The 19679-nt window shown below is 65.5% G+C and carries 15 protein-coding genes; 5 read left to right on the top strand and 10 right to left on the bottom strand.

The genetic code is table 11. The annotated features are described in order from the left end of the window. Window positions 1-104: 104 nt before the first annotated feature. Complete coding sequence (locus J0I79_RS18350; RefSeq protein ID WP_292861754.1) at window positions 105-1601, bottom strand: aldehyde dehydrogenase family protein; 1497 nt, start codon at window positions 1599-1601, stop codon at window positions 105-107. Window positions 1602-1742: 141 nt separating this feature from the next. Between J0I79_RS18350 and J0I79_RS18345 the strand changes: the two genes are divergently transcribed. The 5 genes from J0I79_RS18345 to J0I79_RS18325 all read left to right on the top strand — a co-directional run bounded on the left by J0I79_RS18345 (window position 1743) and on the right by J0I79_RS18325 (window position 9564). Then, window positions 1743-2486: a glucose 1-dehydrogenase gene (locus tag J0I79_RS18345; RefSeq protein ID WP_292861751.1), complete on the top strand. Its 744-nt coding sequence runs from the start codon at window positions 1743-1745 to the stop codon at window positions 2484-2486. A 24-nt stretch (window positions 2487-2510) separates the two neighbouring features. Beyond that, window positions 2511-3608, top strand: a complete 1098-nt coding sequence (locus tag J0I79_RS18340) for an isocitrate/isopropylmalate dehydrogenase family protein (RefSeq protein WP_292861748.1) — start codon at window positions 2511-2513, stop codon at window positions 3606-3608. 31 nt (window positions 3609-3639) lie between these two features. Further along, window positions 3640-4779 carry an alpha-hydroxy acid oxidase gene (locus tag J0I79_RS18335; protein ID WP_292861745.1) on the top strand — a complete coding sequence of 380 codons (1140 nt, stop codon included), beginning with the start codon at window positions 3640-3642 and terminating at the stop codon, window positions 4777-4779. A gap of 646 nt (window positions 4780-5425) precedes the next feature. Then, on the top strand, window positions 5426-7156 hold the full coding sequence (locus J0I79_RS18330) for a glucosaminidase domain-containing protein (RefSeq protein ID WP_292861742.1): 1731 nt from the start codon (window positions 5426-5428) through the stop codon (window positions 7154-7156). 305 nt (window positions 7157-7461) lie between these two features. Further along, entirely contained in the window at window positions 7462-9564 is a 2103-nt protein-coding gene (locus J0I79_RS18325; RefSeq protein ID WP_292861739.1) for an FAD-dependent oxidoreductase, read from the top strand. A gap of 326 nt (window positions 9565-9890) precedes the next feature. On the opposite strand, the gene J0I79_RS18320 is transcribed toward J0I79_RS18325, so the two are convergent. The 9 genes from J0I79_RS18320 to J0I79_RS18280 form a co-directional block, all read right to left on the bottom strand. After that, on the bottom strand, window positions 9891-10571 hold the full coding sequence (locus J0I79_RS18320; protein ID WP_292861736.1) for a TetR family transcriptional regulator C-terminal domain-containing protein: 681 nt from the start codon (window positions 10569-10571) through the stop codon (window positions 9891-9893). A gap of 46 nt (window positions 10572-10617) precedes the next feature. Beyond that, entirely contained in the window at window positions 10618-12180 is a 1563-nt protein-coding gene (locus J0I79_RS18315) for an ABC transporter substrate-binding protein (protein ID WP_292861733.1), read from the bottom strand. Between the two features lies 1 nt (window position 12181). Next, window positions 12182-13210, bottom strand: a complete 1029-nt coding sequence (locus J0I79_RS18310) for an ABC transporter ATP-binding protein (protein ID WP_292861730.1) — start codon at window positions 13208-13210, stop codon at window positions 12182-12184. Next, on the bottom strand, window positions 13207-14172 hold the full coding sequence (locus tag J0I79_RS18305; RefSeq protein WP_292861727.1) for an ABC transporter ATP-binding protein: 966 nt from the start codon (window positions 14170-14172) through the stop codon (window positions 13207-13209). The genes J0I79_RS18310 and J0I79_RS18305 overlap by 4 nt, the downstream gene beginning before the upstream one ends. After that, window positions 14169-14999: an ABC transporter permease gene (locus tag J0I79_RS18300; RefSeq protein ID WP_292861724.1), complete on the bottom strand. Its 831-nt coding sequence runs from the start codon at window positions 14997-14999 to the stop codon at window positions 14169-14171. Before J0I79_RS18300 ends, J0I79_RS18305 begins: the two co-directional genes overlap by 4 nt. A gap of 40 nt (window positions 15000-15039) precedes the next feature. Continuing rightward, window positions 15040-15990 (bottom strand): ABC transporter permease, encoded by a 951-nt coding sequence (locus tag J0I79_RS18295; RefSeq protein ID WP_292861721.1) that lies wholly within the window; start codon window positions 15988-15990, stop codon window positions 15040-15042. A gap of 19 nt (window positions 15991-16009) precedes the next feature. Beyond that, window positions 16010-18019: a CocE/NonD family hydrolase gene (locus J0I79_RS18290; protein WP_292861718.1), complete on the bottom strand. Its 2010-nt coding sequence runs from the start codon at window positions 18017-18019 to the stop codon at window positions 16010-16012. A gap of 187 nt (window positions 18020-18206) precedes the next feature. Beyond that, window positions 18207-19424 (bottom strand): FAD-dependent oxidoreductase, encoded by a 1218-nt coding sequence (locus tag J0I79_RS18285; protein WP_292861715.1) that lies wholly within the window; start codon window positions 19422-19424, stop codon window positions 18207-18209. Between the two features lie 14 nt (window positions 19425-19438). Then, window positions 19439-19679: aldolase/citrate lyase family protein (locus tag J0I79_RS18280; protein WP_292861713.1), on the bottom strand; the 241-nt coding region annotated here is incomplete at its 5' end.

The raw sequence follows: 19679 nt of genomic DNA, 5'->3' as shown, positions 1-19679 counted from the left end.
GCGTTCTGCACCGTTGCGATGCTTTGATGTCACGGAATGGATCCTAGGGTCTGCGCGCGTCGCTTCGCTCCTTGCTCCGCCCTAGGATGACGAAAGAAACAGCCTCAGTCGGTCTGTATCCAGACCGCCTTGGTCTCCAGATATTCGTGCAGGTGCTCGACGCCGCCCTCGCGGCCGTAGCCCGACATCTTCATGCCGCCGAACGGCACCGCGGGATCGATGGCGTGGTACATGTTGACCCACACCGAGCCCGCCTTGACGCGGCGCGCCAGCTTGTGCGCGGTTCCCAGATTGCTGGTGAAGATGCCGGCGGCCAGTCCATAGGGCGTGGCGTTGGCGCGCGCCACCGCTTCGTCCAGCGTGTCGAAAGGCATGGCCGAGATGACCGGCCCGAAAATCTCCTCGCGCGCGATCGTCATCTTGTCCGACACCGCGCCGAACACCGTCGGCGCGATGAAATTGCCGCCGTCATAGAGGTCGCCCGTCAGCCGCGAGCCGCCGGCGACAAGTTCTGCGCCCTCGTCGCTGCCGGCCTTGATGTAGCCTTCGACCTTGCCTGCCTGCCTGGCGTTGATGAGCGGCCCGATTTCCGTCTCGGCCTCGATGCCGTGGCCGATGCGCAGCTTGCCGGCGAATTCGCCGACCCGGCGCACGAACTCGTTATGGATCTCGCGCGCCACGAACAGCCGCGAGCCGGCGATGCAGATCTGGCCCGAATGCACGAACACCGCCATGGCCGCGACAGGCACGGCCTTGTCGATATCGGCGTCGCGGCACACGATGATCGGCGACTTGCCGCCGAGTTCCAGCGAGACGCGCTTGAGGTTGTTCACGCCTGCCCGCGCGATCGCCTGGCCGGTCAGCGTCGAGCCGGTGAACACGATCTTGTTGACATCAGGGTGCTCGGCCAGCCGCGAGCCGGCCTCCGCCCCGGTGCCGGTGACGATGTTGACAACGCCGTCCGGCACACCGGCTTCCTGCATCAGTTGCGCGATCAGCAGCGGCGTCAGCGAGGCGTCCTCGGAAGGTTTCAGCACGATGGTGCAGCCTGTGGCGAGCGCCGGCGCGATCTTCCAGATCGAAGCGGCGGTCGGCGCGTTCCAGGGGATGATGGCGCCGACGACGCCGACCGGCTCGCGCCGGGTGAAGGTGACGATCTCGCCGGGGATGGAATTGTCGATCGCCTCGCCATGCAGCGCGGTCGCCATGCCGCCATAGAAGCGCAGCATGCCGATGACGCGGCGCCGGTTGGCCAGCGTGCGGGTGATCGGCAGCCCCATGTCGAGCGTGTCGGAAACGCTGAGCTCTTCCCAATGTGTCTCGAACAGGTCGGCGATCCTGAGCAGCACGCACTGCCGTTCGTAGGGCGAGAATTTCGACCACGGGCCTTCGAAGGCCGCGCGGGCGGCGGCCACCGCCGCGTCGATGTCGGCGGCGCCGCCGCGCGGCACCGTCGCCAGCACCTCTCCCGTCGCCGGGTTCAGCGCCTGCATCACCTCGCCGGACTGCGCCGCGACCCACTTGCCGCCGATGAACATCGGCCGGAACTCGCCATGGTAGAGCGTCGAGGCCTTCGCCCTTGGGTCGAAGTTCAGCGTCATCTCTTCCTCCTTGCAATTCCGCCGCGACTATTACTCCCGCCGCCCGCGACCTCAAACAAGGAAAGCTAAAAGGGCGTTCAGATAATCGGACTGTGCAACGCACGCGACTTCCCCGATGGTTCAGGCAACGGAGGATCGGATATGAGACTTGCAGGAAAGGTCGCCATCGTCACTGGCGGCGGTTCGGGATTTGGCGAGGGCATCGTCAGGAAGTTCGTCGCCGAAGGCGCGTCGGTGGTGCTGATGGACCGTGACGCGGCGGCGGCTTCGCGCGTCGCCAACGAAGCCGGCGACAAGGTGCGGCCGATCACCGGCGATGTCTCGACGCTGGAAAGCTTCGAGGCCGCCGCCGATCTCGCCCGCTCCTCCTTCGGCGGTCTCCACATCCTGGTCAACAATGCCGGCGTAGCCCAGCCGCCGCTGCCGCTCGAGACGATGGAAGAAGGGCTGTTCGACCGCATCGCCGACGTCAACATGCGCTCGATCTACAATGGTTCGCGCGCGGTCGTCCCGCACTTCAAGGCTGAGAAGTCCGGCGCCATCCTCAATGTTGCCTCCACTGGCGGCGTCTCGCCGCGGCCCAATCTCACCTGGTACAACGCTTCCAAGGGCTGGGCGATCGCCGCCACCCGGGCGATGGCCGTGGAACTCGCCCCCTTCGGCATCCGCGTCAACGCCATCAACCCGGTCGCCGGCGACACGCCACTTCTGTCCACCTTCATCGGCTCGGGCGAGGAGAACCGCGCCCGCGTCGTCGCCACCATCCCGATCGGCCGCCTGTCGACGCCGCAGGACATGGGCAACGCCGCCGCGTTCCTGTGTTCCGACGAGGCCAGCATGATCACCGGCGTCGACCTCAATGTCGATGGCGGCAAGTGTATCTGAACCGGCGTCCCTGAGGGTTTGGCGATGAAGGATACCTACCGGATCGCTGTCGTCCATGGCGACGGCATCGGCCCTGAAGTCTGCGGCGCCACCGTCGAGGTGCTGAAGGCGGCGCTTGGACCGGCCAATGCACTGCGCTTCGATGAATACCCCGCCGGGGCGGAGCACTTCCTCAAGACCGGGCAGAGCTTTCCCGAACCGACATTCAAGGCCTGCCGGGAAGCCGACGCGATCCTGCATGGCGCCGGCGGCCTGCCCGGCGTCGTCCATCCCGACGGCACCGAAGCCGGGCTTGATTTCACCCTGAAACTGCGCTTCGAACTCGACCTCTACGCCAACATCCGGCCGATCCGGCTCTTCGAAGGCGTGCAAAGTCCCCTGGCCGGCATGAAGGCCGGCGACATCGACTACATCATCCTGCGTGAGAACAGCGAAGGCCTCTACGCCGCGCGCGGCTCCGGCGCCCTGCTGCGTGGCGAAGTGGCGGTCGACACGCTGGTGCAGACGCGCACCGGCATCGAGCGCATCGTGCGCAAGGCCTTCGAACTGGCCCGCCAGTCCAAGGGCGCGCCGCGCGACGGCATGCGCCGCGTCACCTGCTGCGACAAGGCCAATGTGCTGCGCAGCTACGCCTTCTTCCGCTCTGTCTTCGACGATGTCGCGAAGGACTATCCCGACATCGCCACCGAATACGCACTGGTCGATGCCATGGCCATGCACCTCGTGCTCAAGCCCGGCCACTTCAATGTCATCGTCTCGGAGAACATGTTCGGCGACATCCTGTCCGACCTCGCGGCCGCCACCGTTGGCGGCATGGGCATGGCGCCGTCGGCCGAGATCGGCGAGCATAACGGCTTCTTCCAGGCCGCGCATGGTTCGGCGCCCGACATTGCCGGCAAGGGCATCGCCAATCCCTATGGCACGATCCTGTCGGCGGCCTCGATGCTGGACTGGCTTGGACACAAGCATGGCGACGCCCGACTCAACGAGGCGGCCGACCGCATCCGGACCGTCACCGAATCCTGCCTCGCCGGCGGCCTGCTCAGCGCCGACCTCAAGGGCAAGTCCTCGACGCGCGAGATCACGCAGGCCGTGTGCGAACGCCTCGCGGACAAGGCATAGGGCCGTGCGGCCGACCGGCGGATTCTGACCGATGGCATTGCTCGATCGCATGGTTTCGGTCGAGGATTTCCGCCAGCTCGCGCGCCGGCGCCTGCCGAAATCGATCTTCGAATTCGTCGACGGCGGCGCCGGGCAGGAACTGACGCTCGCCGCCAACCGCGCCGATTTCGAGCGCATCCGGCTCATACCGCGCGTGCTGACCGACGTATCGCGGCCGGACCTCTCGATTTCCCTATGGTCGCAGAACCTGCCGACGCCGCTGGTGATCAGCCCGATGGGCTCCTGCGCGCTGGTCTGGCCGCAGGCCGACATCGCCATCGCCAGGGCCGCCGCGGCGCGCGGCATTCCCTACACGCTGTCCACCATGTCGACGACGAGCATCGAGCGCATGGCCAAGGCGGTGCAAGGGCCGCTCTGGTTTCAGCTTTACGTGCTCAAGGATCTGGATTTCGTCAGGCAGCTGGCGCGCCGGGCCGAAGAGACCGACTATTCGACGCTGGTGGTCACCGTCGACCTGCAGGCCGGGGGAAAGCGCGAAAAAGACCTCAGGAACGGCATCTCGATCCCGCTGCGCCCCTCGCCCCGGCACCTCCTCGAAGGCATGCTCCATCCCGGCTGGTCGCTGCGCCTGCTGCGCGGCGGGCTGCCGCAATTCGAGAATGTGCGCGGCTATCTCGGCGACACCAGCGCCGGACTGACCATCGCCGCGCGCGTCGGCGCCAATCTCCATGCCGGTTTCGGCTGGGAGGATTTCCGCCGCATCCGCGACTGGTGGAAGGGACCGCTGGTGGTCAAGGGCGTACTGCATGCCGGCGACGCGGCCGGTCTCGTGGCGGCGGGGGCCGACGGCATCTGGGTCTCCAACCATGGTGGCCGCCAGCTCGACAGCGCCATTTCGAGCATCGATGCCTTGCCCGCTATCCGCCATGCGCTGGGCCCGGACATCCCGATCCTCATCGATTCCGGCATCCGCACCGGCATGGACGTCATCAAGGCAAGGGCCAGCGGCGCCTGCGCGGCGGCGGTCGGCCGGGCGGCTCTGTTCGGCGCATCGGCCGGAGAGGCTGGCGTCGCCAAAGTGCTCGACATCCTGCTCGAGGATATCGCCAACGGCCTCAAGCTCGCCGGCACACCCGTGTTTCGCGAGATCGGACCCGACCTGATCGCCTGAATACTGCATGGCCGGTCGTAGTGACGAGCGTGGCCGGCCACGCCGGCGGCATGAGCATTCCACAGGTCTGTTCAGAACTGGCGAAGGCCTGTCGGGCAGAAGTCCGGCAACAATCCTTCCCTGCTCCAGCCATCATGCGAATCCCTGCCAAATCATCAACTTAGGCAAAGGCTAGGATAAATTGCGCAGCAAAAGCGACTGCCTGGCGGCAATCTTACCGCTGTCAGGCGAAAGTAGCTTGATTGCCACGATGGCACGCACAAGGTCTGAGACCTTATGGGGAATTTTGTGTCACTATGAAACAGTTAGGCTATTGAATCCCACCAATCATCTCTTGGGCTTCATGCATTGGAAATCATCACGGAAAGCAAATTGTTGCAGAATTCCTAAATTAGAAATAGTCTGAAATTCTTGTTTCTTTGGCATCTTTCACTGGGGGGTGATGATGGTTGAAATTGATCAATCTGGTTTGGCGGGAAAAATTCGCGACCGCCCTATTAGCAAGGAATTGGAAGCCGTTCTCCGCAAGGCCGGAAGCGCGGCTGGAATAGACAAGATTTTCGTCACATCGGGCGGGCAGCCCGGCACGAGCGGCCGAAGCACGGGCTCGACACGTCACAATGGCGGTCGGGCCGCGGACCTTCAGTTGATCGTAAACGGCAGGGTGCAGACCTTCAGCGATACCCAGGCCAGCAGGACCGTGACCAAGTTCGTCACCGCCGCCGCGGCGCATGGCGCGACGGGGATAGGTGCTGGCGTGGGATATATGGGCCCGTCGACGCTGCATATCGGGTTCGGCCTCAATGTCGACGACAGGAGCAAACTGACCTGGGGCGCCCAAGGCCGGTCGGCCAACGCACCGGCCTGGTTGAGGCAGGCCGCCGATGCCGGCTGGAACAATCCGCCCGCCTGGGCCTTCGCCGGAGATGACAGCTTTACCGAGGACCTGCCCGAGGACCAGGACGAAACCCACGAGGAAGAAGAGCAGCCCGACGACCTCGCGGCCATTCCCGACCGCTTTTCGCTCGCGGTCATCAAGGCGGCCCAGGCGACCCAGCGCCAGTGGGGCGTGCCGGCGTCGGTGACGCTGGCCCAGTGGGCGTTGGAGAGCGCGTACGGAACGAGGATGCCCGCGGGATCGAACAATCCTTTCGGCATCAAGGCGAAGGGCGACCAGCCCTCCGTGACGGCACTGACGACGGAAGTCATCGGCGGCAAGGCGGTAAAGGTGCATGCCGCCTTCCGGGTCTTCGACAGCCTGGACGAAGCATTCATCCTTCACGGAAAGCTGCTCGGAACCGCCGGCGTCTACGCCAACGCCCGCAAGTTCATCAACAGTCCTGACCGGTTTGCCGACGCCCTCACCGGTGTCTACGCCACCGATCCGAACTATGGCGAACTTCTGAAATCGATCATGAGGAAGAACAATTTGTACAACTTCGATGTCCGGAGCGACGGCTCCGACATCCTGGAAGGGGGGAACGACGACGTGGCCAGACCGTTGCAGCGCGGAGACGACAGTGTAGGCGTTGAGACTTTGCAGCGGCGCCTCGTGGCGCTGGGCTACAAACTCGGCGACATAGACGGTAAATTCGGGTCGCTGACGGCGGCCGCCTTGCTGGCCTTCCAGAATGACAATGGCTTGCCGACGACAGGCGTCGTCGACGCCGCGACCTCGGCAGCGCTCAACACCGCCGAACCGCGGCGGCTGAGCGACAAACGGGTGAAGACCACGGAAGGAGATCTCGTCGCCAAGGGTTCGACCATCGCCATCGATGCGCGCAGAGGCAGGATTCTCGCCTGGATAAGCGGCATATTTGGCGCGCTTGGCGTGGGCAACAGCGCCATCGTCAACGCCACCAATGGCGCCGGCACGACGACAACGGCGCCTGACGGGCTCGGTTCGCTGCTGTCGCAAGTACAGACCCTGACTTCGGCCACGCCGCCAGCCGATCTGCAGAAGGTGATCGACCTGGCAAAGTCGATCGCCGCACAATTGGGCGTGCATCCGATTCCTCCCGACGTGGTCAAGATTCTCGATCAGCTTCGCCAGGCGATTCCGCCGGATGTGCTGACCAGCAATCCGGATCTGGCCAAGGTCCTGCAGGTGCTCGGGCAAGTCACCACGACCACCACGCCTTCGGCCGGGATGACGACCATCCTCGACATTCTGCCGACGTTTTTTGCCAATGACACCGTACTGCAGACCATCATGAAGGGCGTGGCGGCCGTCGGCGGAAGCGTCCTGCCCGGCTTTGGCGGCTCGCTGGCGGTGCTGGCGATCGGCCTGGTCGGACGGTATCTGTCGAACAGAATCTCGGCGGCGCGCGTGGCTGATCAGCAGACCGCCGGCAATATCAATACCCTGGAGCCTTGATCGCCGCCGGGGTGTAGTCTCGTATCTGCGGCCGGCTGGGGACCCTCGGTCCCCAGCCGATCCGTCCCAGCCTCATTGCAGGCGAGACGGGCCGGCCGCATCGAACCTGCCGCGTAGCCATCCCTCGCACAGGCATCCTCATCCTCGACAAATCGACAGCGAGCTTTCCAAAGCCGCTGCCAGCATGCTTTCAAGACGGTCCGCTGGCTACGAACCAGGTGCCCGCGCTTTGGCCATTGCGTTCCTCGGCGCTCGCGAATATGCTTGTTGAACGATCGTACAACAAGCATATTCGCCGAGCCCAGATGACCTGCAATCCCCGCTATGAAATCCTGTTCGAGCCGATGCGGATCGGGCCTGTCACGGCGCCCAACCGCTTCTACCAGGTGCCGCATGCGAGCGGCATGACCAACGCCCTGCCGCGCGTCCGCGCGGCCTTCCGTGAAGCCAAGGCCGAGGGCGGCTGGGGCGTGATCTGCACCGGCGCCTGTTCGATCGACCCGACCTCCGACGACGCGCCGCTTCCCTTCGCCACGCTCTGGGACGACAACGACATCCGCGCCCATGCGCTGATGACGGAAGCGGTGCACCGTCACGGATCGCTTGCCGGCGTCGAGCTCTGGCATGGCGGCGCCTCCGTCATGAATAGGGCGAGCCGCCTGCCGCCACTCTCGCCGTCGGGCATTCCGTGGATGGCCACCCATGTCGGCTTCATGGGCAATCTCAGGCCCAAGACCATGGACAGGGCCGACATCAAGGAGGTTTTGCGATGCCAGGCGCAGGCGGCGCGCAAGGCGCGCACGGCCGGCTTCGACATCGTCTACGTCTATGCCGGCATGGGTTATCTCGGCTACGAATTCCTGCTGCCGGAATACAACCACCGCTCGGACGAATACGGAGGATCGATCGAGAACCGGGTGCGCTTCGTGCGCGAGATGATCGAGGTCACCAAGGACGCGGTCGGCACGGATTGCGGCGTGGCGCTGCGGGTCAGCCTGGAGGAATTGCGCGGCCGGCCCGGCCGCAACCAGCCTTCCGAAGCGCATGAACTGGTCGAGCTGCTCGCCGATCTTCCCGACCTGTTCGACGTCAAGATGGATTCCAGCCCGACCGACTGTTCGGCATCGCGCTTCACCGGCGAAGGCAGCCATGAACCGGTGATCGATTTCGTCAAGTCGCTGACGAAGAAGCCGGTGGTCGGCGTCGGCCGCTTCACCTCCCCCGACACGATGGTGTCGCAGATCAGGCGCGGCGTGCTCGACTTCATCGGCGGCGCGCGGCCCTCGATCGCCGACCCCTTCCTGCCGGCCAAGATCCGTGAGGGCCGCGAGACCGAAATCCGCGAATGCATCGGCTGCAACATCTGCATTTCGAGCTGGCATGACGGCGTGCCGGTGCGCTGCACCCAGAACCCGACGGCGGGTGAGGAATGGCGGCGCGGCTGGCACCCCGAACGCGCCGGGCGCGCCGACAGGCCGGAGCGTATCCTGATCGTCGGCGGCGGTCCCGCCGGCCTCGAATGCGCGCTGACGCTTGGCCGTCGCGGCCATGAGGTGACGCTTGCCGACGCCAACCGGAATTTTGGCGGACGCCTGACATTCGAGAAGACCTTGCCCGGCCTGTCGGCCTGGAACCGTGTCGTCGATTACCGGCTCGGCCGGCTTGGCGAGATGAGCAATGTCTCGCTTTACGCCGAAAGCGCGCTGGGCGTCGACGAGATCGTCGATCTCGCGCCCGACCGCGTCGTGCTGGCGACCGGCGCCCGCTGGACGAACATGCTCTATTCCTCGCTGGAGATTCCCGTCGGCCGGCTCGACCATCCCGGCGTCTTCACGCCCGACGACATCGCCGCCGGACGGATGCCGGAAGGGCCGACGCTCGTCTTCGATTTCGACAATTACTACATGGGCGGCGTGCTGACCGAGCATCTCGCCGCGCAAGGCATTCCGGTCAGCTATGTCACCCCGGCCGGCCAGGCCTCCGCCTGGACGATCATGACCAATGAGTTGCCGCTGGTGCATCGCGCGCTGGCAAGGCGCAACGTTCCGGTGACGACGCTGCATCTGCTGAAATCCTTCGACGGCGAGACGGCGACGCTCGCGCATCTGTTCACCGGTGAAGAGACCCGCCTCGCCTGCCGCTCGGTGCTGATCGTCGGGCTGCGCCTGCCGCGCGGCGAACTCTTCGAAGCCCTGACGCAACGCGCCGACGATCTCGCGACCGCCGGCATCCGCGGCATCGACCGCATCGGCGACACACTGGCGCCGGGCGCCATCGCGCATGCGGTGCACAGCGGCCACAAGCTCGCGCGCGAGATCGGCGCCGATGTCGGCTCGCGGCCCTACCGCCGCGACACGCCGATCGTCGACGCGGTGGCGGATTTCGATATGCGCACGGCAGCCGAATAGGAGCAATTCCAGGAAACGTGCGAAGCGGTTTTCCCTCGCAATTGCGTCGAACAAGGAGGTCCAGACAAGCATGGAACGCACCGCCGCACGTCGCAGACCCGCAAACGCGAGGGCGGTTCGCCGCTGAATTGAGGGGTTGGCGCGAGGCCCCCCTCTCTGCCCTGCCGGGCATCTCCCCCTCAAGGGGGGAGATTGGATGTCACTACGGCTTTCGCCAATCGCCGACGTTGAAAGAGGAGATGATACCGCGAAGCTGCCAATCTCCCCCCTTGAGGGGGAGATGGCCGGCAGGCCAGAGAGGGGGGCCTCGCGCCGACTTCCAATCGTTACTCGTCTCGCAAAGTCCCCAACTGCGCCTCGAGCATTTCGAAGCCGGCCGCTTCCGCCGCCTGTGGCGTCACCACGCTTTCGTCAAGGCACCATTCGAGCCAGAGCCCGTCGACGAGCGCGATGAAATTGCGCGCCTGAGCCGGCGCGTCGACTTGCCTGCCGCGCCGCACGGCGACTGCGGCGATGTCCTCCGCCAGTTCCGCCCGGTAGGCGTCGTAGAGTTCGCGATGCGCCGCCTTGAGGCGCGGATTGACGGCGATCTCGCCCCATAGCGACAGCCAGATCAAAAGGTTCTCGCGGCTGAAATATTCGGATGAGAAGTTGGAGCGCACCAACGCGGCAAGCGCTGCCTCCGGCGGCCAGTCGGAGGCCTCGGCGCGGCGGCGCTTGGCTTCGGCGATCTGGTTGTTGACCGAGGCGTAGAGCGAGGATTTGTAGACCTCGACCAGCAGCCCGTCGAGGCTTTCGAAATGATGGTTGATGAGGCCGCGCGACACGCCGGCCTCCTTGCAGATCCGATCGATGGTGAAAGCGCCGATGCCGCCCACCGAAAGGCAGCGCGTCGCCGCCTCGATCAGCATGGAGCGGCGCACATCGGCCTGCTCGCGGCTGAAGCGCGGCGGCGCCTTCTTCGCGCCGCGCTTTTTCTTTGCACCTTCCGGTTGGGCTTCCGTCATGGACTCCAGCTAATCGATAATGCCCTTGCTGTCCATGAAAGCGCGTTCACGCCTTCTTCTTGAACAGCACGGGATTGGGGTGTCCGTCGGGATAGATCACCGGCTCCAGGCTGGCCTTGTGGATGGCGACCAGCGGCTGGTGGCAGATGAAGACGAAACCGCCGGACTGCTCCATCAGGTCCTCCATGCGGTTGGACAGGGCGACGCGCTTGGCCTCGTCGCTTTCCGCCACCAGTTGCTGGTAGCTGGTCTCGAATTCGGCATTGTCGAAGCCCGACCAGTTGTAGGCGCCGATCTGATCGGGACGGAACCAGACCAGATTTTCCGAAGGGTCGATGCCGCCGGCGAAGTCCATCAGCGCCAGGTCGATGTTCTTGTAGCCGTCGCCCTGCGTCTTGTCGCCGACACCCCAGAAGGCGGCTTCGTCATAAGGCTGGATCTCCACCTTGATGCCCGCCTGTTCGAGGCTTGCCTGGATGATCTGCGCCGTCGCGGTGCGGATGGAATCGTTCATCACCGTCAAGGTCAGCGACAGGTCGCTGATGCCGGCCTCGGCCAGCAGCGCGGCGGACTTCGCATAGTCGGGCGCCGCGATCAGATTCGAGGCGCGCGCGAATTTGGTGCCGGGCTGGACGACACCGGTGGAGCGCTTGGTCAGGTCGTCATAGACGCCGGTGAGGATCTGACCGACATCGACGCCATACTGCACCGCCTGGCGCACCTTCAGCTCCTTCAGGCGCGGGCTGAGCATATTGATGGTCAGCCAGACATAACGCGTCGACTGCGCCTCGATCAGCTTCGTGTCCGCCGGCGGCTTTTCCTTGACCGCCTTGGTCGCCGAAATGGCGATCTTGGTATAGTCGAAGGCATCGGCCTCATAGGCGAGCTGGGCGGCCTGGTCGTCAGAAACGATATAGATCTCGACCTTTGAGAAATCCGGCTTCGGACCCGGCCAGTCCGGATTGGCAGACAGCGTCACCTTCTGCTTCTGCTGCCAGTCGCTGAACAGATATGGGCCGCAGGTCGCCGGCGGCTGGGTGGTGAACTTGCCGCCCGCCTTCTCGGTGCCGGCGCGGCTGATGATGTGGCCGCCATAGTAAGGCAGGCTGGTAACGAAGATCGGCTGGTATGGCTCCTTCAGATGGATGATGCCATTGCGTGCATCGACCACCTCGACACGGTCGAGCTTCTCGAACTGGTAGGCCCAGGGCGATGACAGCGCCTTGTCGGCGATGCGCTCGAAGGAGAACTTCACGTCGTCCGCCGTCACGGCGCCGAAGCCGCCGGTCCATTTCAGCCCGTCGATCAGGGTGAAGGCGATGGTCTTGGGGTCTTTCTGCTCAAGCTTCTCCGCACCCCATAGCGACCATGGCGAGCCCTGCCTTAGGTCGCCGAAATGGTTCAGCGAGACATAGAGGCCGCGCATCATCACATCTTCGATGCCGCCATTCATGAAGGCCGGGTCGAGGCATTGTATGTCGCCCTCCATGCGGATGCGCAGCGTGTCGCCGGCGGCCGACCAGGCAAAACCAGGCTTCATCGCCAGGCCGGCGCCCAGCACGCCGGCCGCCTTCAGGAATGCACGTCTGTCCATCGTCCATTGCGTCATGTCAGTTTCCCCTTTGGTTTGCGGAGGCGCGCGGCACGGCCTCCCGTTCTTGCCCGCCTGTTCCAAGCGGGAAATGGCAGCGCACCATCCGCCCGGCGCCCATCGGCCGGTAGGCGGGCGCCTCCGCCCTGCAGCGCTCTTGCGCGGCCGGGCAGCGTGTGTGGAATTCGCAGCCTCGTGGCCGGCGGAACACGCTCGGTATCTCGCCGGTGACAGCCGGGTTGTGGCTGCGCCGGCGCGGATCTGGGATCGGCTCGGACTGGATGAGCGTCGCTGTGTAGGGATGCATCGGCGCCGAAAACACGGCCTGCGTCGGACCGGTTTCCACCAGCCGTCCCAGATACATGATGGCCAGCCGGTCGCTGACATGACGGATCATGGCGAGGTTATGGGTGACGATCATGGCGGCGAAGCCGAGTTCGCGCTTGAGTTCGCCGATCAGGTTGAGCACATCGCCCTGCACCGACACGTCGAGGCCGGCGGTCGGCTCGTCGGCCAGCAGCAGGCGCGGCTTCATCGCCAGCGCGCGGGCGACGCCGACACGGCGCGCCTGGCCGCCCGACAATTCGTGCGGAAAACGGTCGACGAAGGAGGCAGGCAGGCCGACCAGCGCCAGCAGCGCCTTCGCCGCCGCGCGGCGGTCCGGCATTGCTTCGCCCTGGATCACCTGCGGTTCGGTGAGCAGCGTGCCGATGCGCAGGCGCGGGCTGAGCGAGGCCACGGGGTCCTGGAACATCATCGCCGAGCGCCGGCGCATGGCGCGGAAGTCGGCCGGCGTCACGATATCCCTGCCCTCGAAGACGATGCGGCCGGCCGCCGCCCTGACCAGCCCGAGGATGGTGCGCGCCAGCGTCGTCTTGCCGGAGCCGGATTCGCCCACGAGGCCCAGCGTCTCGCCCGGCATCAGCGACAGCGTCACGCCGTCGATGACGTTGAAGCCGGGCAGCGGGAACGGGTTGATCAGCCGGTTGAGCAGGCCGCCGCGCACGAAACTCACGGACAGGTCCTCGACGGCAAGCAGCGGGCTCATGGCGTCACCGCATGGCAGCGCGCGACGTGGCTGCCCAGGAGCGTCACCAATGGCGGCGCGATCGTACCGCACGGCGCGAAAGAGCGCTCGCAGCGTGGCGCGTAGACGCAACCGGATGGCAATTGCGCGAGGCTCGGCAGCGAGCCGGGAATGGTCGGCAGCCTGTCCAGCCGCTCATGGAAACGGGCGGGGTCGCAGGCAAGCAGCGCCTGCGTGTAGGGATGGCGCGCGTCGTGGAAGATCGCATCGACCGCGCCGCCCTCGACCACCTCGCCGGCATACATGACATAGACCCGGTCGCAGAGTTCGGCGATGACGCCCAGATGATGCGAGACGACGATGATGATGCCGTTATAGTCGCGCCTGAGTTCGCGCAGCAGATGGATGATCTGCGCCTCCATGGTGACGTCGAGCGCTGTCGTCGGCTCGTCGGCGATGAGCAGACCGGGATCGGTGAGCAGGGCCGCCGCGATGGCGACGCGCTGGCGCATGCCGCCGGAGAGTTCGTGTGGATAGCTGCGCATGCGCCGCTCCGCATCGGCGATGCCGACGCGGCCGAGCATGGCGGCGATCCGCGCCCGCTTCTGCGCGCGACCGAGATCCCTGCGGTGGTGCTGGAAATCGACGAGCTGGTCGCCGATCGTCAGCACCGGGTTGAAGGCCGTCATCGGATCCTGGCTTACCAGCGCGATCTCGTCCCCGCGCAACAGCCGCTGGCGATGCGCGTCGAGCTTGGCAAGGTCGATGCCGTTGTAAGAGATCGAGCCGTCGACGCGGGCATTGGCCGGCAACAAATTGGCGAGTGCGGTGACCAGCGTAGACTTGCCGCAGCCGCTTTCGCCGACAATGCCGATCACCTCGCCCGGATGCGCCTCGATGTCGACATGGCGCAGCGCGTGCACCGCGCCATGCGGCGTCTCGTAGCGCACGCTGAGGCCGCTTGCGGCCAGCGAACCGCTCATGACGGCCTCCGCAACTGCAGGCGCGGATCGAGATAGTCGCGCAACCCTTCGCCCAGGAAGGTGAAGCCGAGCGTGGCCAGCACCAGCGGCAGCCCGCCGAAGATGACCATGAAGGGCGCCGAACGGATCGAGGTGTAGCCGTCATAGAGGATCGAGCCCCAGGACGGCGTCGGCGGGCGCACGCCAAGGCCAAGGAAACTCAGGCCGGCCTCGACCATGATGACGACCGGGATGTCCATCGACAGCAGGATGATCAGCGGGCCGACGACATTGGGCAGCAAATGGACGAAGATGATGCGCGCGGCACTCGCGTCGATCAGCCGTTCGGCGAGGATATAGTCGCTGTTCTTCAGCGCCAGCGTCTGCGCGCGGATCAGGCGGGCATAGCTCGGGAACGAGGTCGCCGCGATGACGATGATCAGCGTGCCGGTGCCGGCGCCGAGCACAGTGATGATGGCGAGCGCGAACATGATCATCGGCAGCGAGTTCAGACTGTCGAATGTCAGCACCAGGATCGCGTCCAGCCAGCGCGGCCCGTAGCCTGCAATGAGGCCGAGCATCAGGCCGATCGCGCCGGCGATCGCGACGGAAACCATGGCGATCGTCAGCGCCGTGCGCGCGCCGTAGATGACGCGCGACAGAAGATCCCGGCCGAGATGGTCGGTGCCGAACCAGTGTTCGGCCGAAGGCGGCTGCAGCTTGTGCAGCACGTCGATCTTGACCGGCGAATAGGGCGCCAGCCATGGCGCGAAGATCGCGGTGACGAGGAAGCCGGTGACGAGGATCACCGCCACGCAGGTGAACGGATCGGCCAGCAGCGCGCGCAACAGGATAAGTCGTTGTCGGTCGGACGTGGAAGGAGAAGCCTCAGCCACGGAAGACATCGCGTACCCTCGGATCGAGCCGCGCGATGAGAAGATCGGCGGCGATGGTGATGGAGACGTAGATGGCGGTCATGATCAGCACCGTGCCCATGACGACCGGGTAGTTGCGGGTGTTGACCGCGTCGGTGATCAGCTTGCCGATGCCGGGCCTGGCGAACACCGCCTCGACGAAGACGGCGCTGGACAGGATCGAGCCGAGACCGACCGCTACCAGCGAGATGGTCGGGATGATGGCGATGCGCAGCGCATATTTGGAGACGATCTTCCATTCGGGCAGACCGAACGAGCGCGCGGTGCGGATGTGCGGCTCGCCCATCACCTCCATCATCGAGGCGCGCACCATGCGGGCGATGTAGCCGATCCAGCCGAGCGCGATCGCCGCCGCCGGCATGACCAGCGCCTTGGCCTGGCTGGCGAAATCGCCCGCCTCCCCCGCGCCGATGGCCGGCAGCCAGCGCAGCGTGACGGCGAAAACCAGCAGCGAATAGATGGCGACGACGAAGGACGGCACCGCGATGACGCCGACCGAGAGTACGCCGATGACGGCATCGGCCGCCGTCCCGCGCCGCATGACGGAGAGGCAGCCGAGCGGCACGCCGATGAGAAGCGCTATCGCCAGCGCCGTCAGGCCGAGCACCAGCGTGTTCGGCAGCGCTTCCAGCACCAGCGTGGAAACAGGCCGGTTCGACCAGACGTCGTAGCCAAGATTACCGGTCAACGCGTTGCGGAAGAATTCGATGATCTGCCACCAGACCGGCTGGTCGAGCCCCATGCGCTCGATCAGCAGCCGCTTCAGTTCCGGCGTGGCGCGCGGACCGAGCGCGACGGTAGCCGGGTCGCCCGGCACGAGAAAAACCGCCGCGTACATGGCGATCATGACGAGGACGAGGATCAGGAGGCCGAGGCCGATGCGCTTGACTGCATATGCGAGCATGGCCTGCCTCCTCTCTATCTCAGGCGAAGTCGCGCCTGATGCGCCGCGTTTGCGAGGCACTGTGGACGAGCACGCCCCGTTCTCGCGCCTCAAGCCGCCAACTCAGGCTGAAATGGGTTTCATCCGCGGTCAGTTCGGTGACCGCCACCGCGCCGGTATCGGCTTCGCCGCTGGCGATGGCCCAGCGATATTCGGTGACGAGCCTGGCCGACAGAGGGTCGTCGGCGCTGATGCTCATCGTGTCGCTGTTGGCCGACGAAACCGTGATGGCGCGGTCGTCATAGCGCCTGCGCCCGTGGTCGGAGGTCAACGCGATGGTCTGCATGCCCGAGCCGACATCGTCGGTGACGATGCGCCGGTCGAAACCCTCGTCCAGCGTCGTGGTCGGAACCGGCGGCGCGGTCTCGGCCGGCTCGAAACGGACGTCGCGATCCCGGACCGAAGGCGGGCGCACCGGAAGCATCACCGTGCTGTCGCCGCTCGCCACCGACAGTGTCGAAAGCTTCGGCTGCGGCCACAGGATCGGCCAGTGCTGGTTGGCCAGCGCCAGCCGGATGCGATGGCCCCTGGGCACCGTGCGGGCGAAATCGTTGAGCTTCAGCCGCACGCGAAATGGCGTTCCGACCGGACAGGGTGTAGGAAGCTCATGGCTGTCTCTATGGCTGAGGTTGAGCACGCCATAGGTCATCATTGCCGAGGTGCCGTCCGGATAGACATCGCACAGACGAGCGGCGAGGTTGACGTCAGGCTGGTCGACGCTGACCAGCAGGTCGAGCTCCACCGCGCCGAGCAAGGTCAGGTCGTCATCCAGCACCGGCGTGTCGAAGCATAGCGCCATGCCGTCCTCGCGGCGCTGGTCGATCGGCATGTCGGGACAGGAGCCGCCATAGCCGCCCCAGCGGCCGCAATCGCGGCCGGCGGTCGCCGGCGAACAGACCGAAAGTGTGGCGCCCGGCGCGGCTTCATTGCCCAGCCCGGCGGCGTTGAGGTGCAATACGCGGCGCTCGATGCGCGGCGATGGCCATTGGTCCTCGGCCGCCCACGCGCCGGCATGATCAGGCAGGTAGAAAGGCTGCGGCCGCTCCTCGCCGGTGATCCAGACGCGGTAGAGCGGCTCGTCCATGATGCCGGTGTCTTCGCCGGCGAGCCAATGCCGCCACCAGCGCAGCGCCTCCTGCAGATAGCCGATCAGCGGCCCCGGCGCGCCACGGCAGGGATAGGCATGCGACCACGGTCCGACAATGCCGAGTTTCGGCCCCGGCAGATGTTCGAGCAGGCGCGGCACGAAATTCGAATAGCTGTCCTCCCAGCCGCAGACGGCCATCACAGCGCATTCGATCGCCGAAAAATCCTCGCAGACCGAGCCCTGCCGCCAGTAATCGTCGCGGCGCTGATGCGCGAGCCACACATGCGACAGCGAGCTCGTTGCCGCCAGCCTGTCCAGCCACATGCCGCGCCAGGCATCGCCGACGATCTGCGGATCGGGCGCCATCGCCTTCTTCACCAACATGAAGTTCGACCACATCTCCTGCTCGGTAAGCAGCGCGCCGCCCATATAGTGGATGTCGTCGGCGTAGCGGTCGTCGGTGGCGCAATTGGTGATGATCGCCTTCAGCGCCGGCGGTCGCCGCGCCGCGACCTGCAGAGCGTTGAAACCGCCCCAGGAAATGCCGGTCATGCCGACATTGCCGTTGCACCAGGGCTGGCCAGCGAGATGGGCGATGATCTCGCAGGCATCTTCCTGCTCGAGCGGCAGGTATTCGTCGGCAAGATCGCCATCGGAATCGCCCGCCCCCCTGATGTCGATGCGGGCGCAGGCAATCCCATGTCCGGCGAGCCAGGGATGGATATCGACATCGCGCGCCACTGTGCCGTCACGGCGGCGGTAAGGCACCATCTCGACGACGACAGGCACTTTTGCGTCGGTGCGCGGGCGCCACAGCGTGGCGGCTATGCGCGTGCCATCGGCCAGCGTGATCCACAGCGGATCGATGGTTTCGACGGCAAAGGGAAACTCGGTTCGTACCACGGCAGGTACCCGTAAATGCTCTTGTTGAACGTTCGTACAACAAGAGCATTTACGGCGCAATCCCGCTTTGCTTTTTTTGACGCGCGGCGAACAGAAACCCTATGGCCACCCCCGGCAGGGCGCGGCCCATATCAATATCAATGTCGGCCGACCTCTCGAGCGTCCGCGGTATGTGGACGATCGCCCCTCAGATCACCGCTTCTTCGAGAAAAGGTTCGTTGCGCGGGATGCGCTCGTAGCAGAATGGCGACAGGTCGAGTGTCTGGAACGTGCCGTGGACGATGAGTTCGGACACCGCCCTGCCGACGGCGGGCGATTGCTGCAACCCATGGCCCGAGAAGCCATTGGCGAACATGAAGTTCGTCACCTCGGGGTGGAAGCCGACGATGCCGTTATGGTCGAGCATGTTGTATTCGTAGTGGCCGGTCCAGCTCGTCTGCACCTTCAGGGCGTCGAAGGCCGGAATGCGATGCCACAGCGCCGGCCAGATATAGTCGTCGAACTCCTCGAAATGCATTTCGAAGTCGTCATAGCCGGCCGGTCCGTCGCCCTGCGGCGTGTTGCCGGTGAGGAAGAGGTCCCCTTCCGGACGCACGAAGGTGCCGGAGAGATCGATGACATTGGGCATGCGGCCCGGGATCGGGTTGGCGCTGGCGAAGACGAAGCTGTAGCGCTTGTAGGGCGCGACCGGGATGGACAGGCCGGCCATGGCCGCGACCTGCTGCGCTCGCGGGCCGGCGGCGTTGACCAGGGTTCCACAGGCCACCGTTTCTCCCGTCGCGAGGCGCGCCGAGACCACCCGCCCGCCGGCGACGTCCAGAGCCGTCACGGCATTGTCGATATATTCGACGCCGCTGCCGCGCGCCGCGCGGCGGAAACCATTGAGCAGACCCATGGAATCGAACCAGCCTTCCTCGCGGGCGCCCCACGAGCCGCCGCCGAGATCATCGACATTGAGCCAGGGAAAACGTTCCTTCAGCGCACCGGGTTCGAGGAAGACGGTGTGGGCGCCGAGGCTGCGCTGCAGCTCCACCCGCTCCTTGGCCGCGTCCACCCCCTCGGGCGAGCTGCAGTAGAGATAGCCATACTCCTTGAAGCCAAGGTCAGGCGCCGGCTCATCCTTGTAGAAGGGAGCCATCCGCTCCGGAAACGTGCGGATGATGTCGATGCCGAACTGGCTGATCTTCACATTGATCGGGTTGGAGTATTGCTGGCGAATGGCGCTGGTGGAGAGCGCCGTCGAGGAGAAGGTGTAGCTCGAGTCGCGCTCGACCACGAGGATCGAGGCGCCACTGCCCAGCGCCTGGCTCAGCCAATAGGCCGTCGACGATCCGACAACCGCGCCGCCGACGATGACGATGTCATAGGCATTGCGCGACGGCGCCTTGTAAGGGGGGATAGCCATGATCGCCTCCGCGTCTACGAGTTGAAAGAAGCCACCAGCGCGTCCGAGCCCCGCGCAAGCAGGCCGAGGTCGGACCCGACGGCGACCATGGTGAAGCCGTCGGCGAGATAGCGGTCCGCGTCGGCCTTGGCCGGAGCCAGTATGCCGCTCGCCTTGCCGGCCGCGACCGCTGCCTTGCGCACCGACGCGATCGCCTCCTGCACACGTGCCGCACCCGGATTTCCCATGGCTCCCATATTGGTGGAGAGGTCGCCG

Origin of the sequence: Mesorhizobium sp., assembly GCF_017306585.1 — a bacterium.
Classification (GTDB): Bacteria; Pseudomonadota; Alphaproteobacteria; order Rhizobiales; family Rhizobiaceae; genus Mesorhizobium.
This window is presented reverse-complemented; position numbering and strand designations above follow the sequence as displayed.

Excerpts from the sequence above, each read along its gene's own strand:
- J0I79_RS18350 (WP_292861754.1), bottom strand. The coding sequence starts at position 1,601 with ATGACGCTGAACTTCGACCCAAGGGCGAAGGCCTCGACGCTCTACCAT.
- J0I79_RS18345 (WP_292861751.1), top strand. The coding sequence starts at position 1,743 with ATGAGACTTGCAGGAAAGGTCGCCATCGTCACTGGCGGCGGTTCGGGA.
- J0I79_RS18340 (WP_292861748.1), top strand. The coding sequence starts at position 2,511 with ATGAAGGATACCTACCGGATCGCTGTCGTCCATGGCGACGGCATCGGC.
- J0I79_RS18335 (WP_292861745.1), top strand. The coding sequence starts at position 3,640 with ATGGCATTGCTCGATCGCATGGTTTCGGTCGAGGATTTCCGCCAGCTC.
- J0I79_RS18325 (WP_292861739.1), top strand. The coding sequence starts at position 7,462 with ATGACCTGCAATCCCCGCTATGAAATCCTGTTCGAGCCGATGCGGATC.
- J0I79_RS18320 (WP_292861736.1), bottom strand. The coding sequence starts at position 10,571 with ATGACGGAAGCCCAACCGGAAGGTGCAAAGAAAAAGCGCGGCGCGAAG.
- J0I79_RS18315 (WP_292861733.1), bottom strand. The coding sequence starts at position 12,180 with ATGACGCAATGGACGATGGACAGACGTGCATTCCTGAAGGCGGCCGGC.
- J0I79_RS18310 (WP_292861730.1), bottom strand. The coding sequence starts at position 13,210 with ATGAGCCCGCTGCTTGCCGTCGAGGACCTGTCCGTGAGTTTCGTGCGC.
- J0I79_RS18305 (WP_292861727.1), bottom strand. The coding sequence starts at position 14,172 with ATGAGCGGTTCGCTGGCCGCAAGCGGCCTCAGCGTGCGCTACGAGACG.
- J0I79_RS18295 (WP_292861721.1), bottom strand. The coding sequence starts at position 15,990 with ATGCTCGCATATGCAGTCAAGCGCATCGGCCTCGGCCTCCTGATCCTC.
- J0I79_RS18285 (WP_292861715.1), bottom strand. The coding sequence starts at position 19,424 with ATGGCTATCCCCCCTTACAAGGCGCCGTCGCGCAATGCCTATGACATC.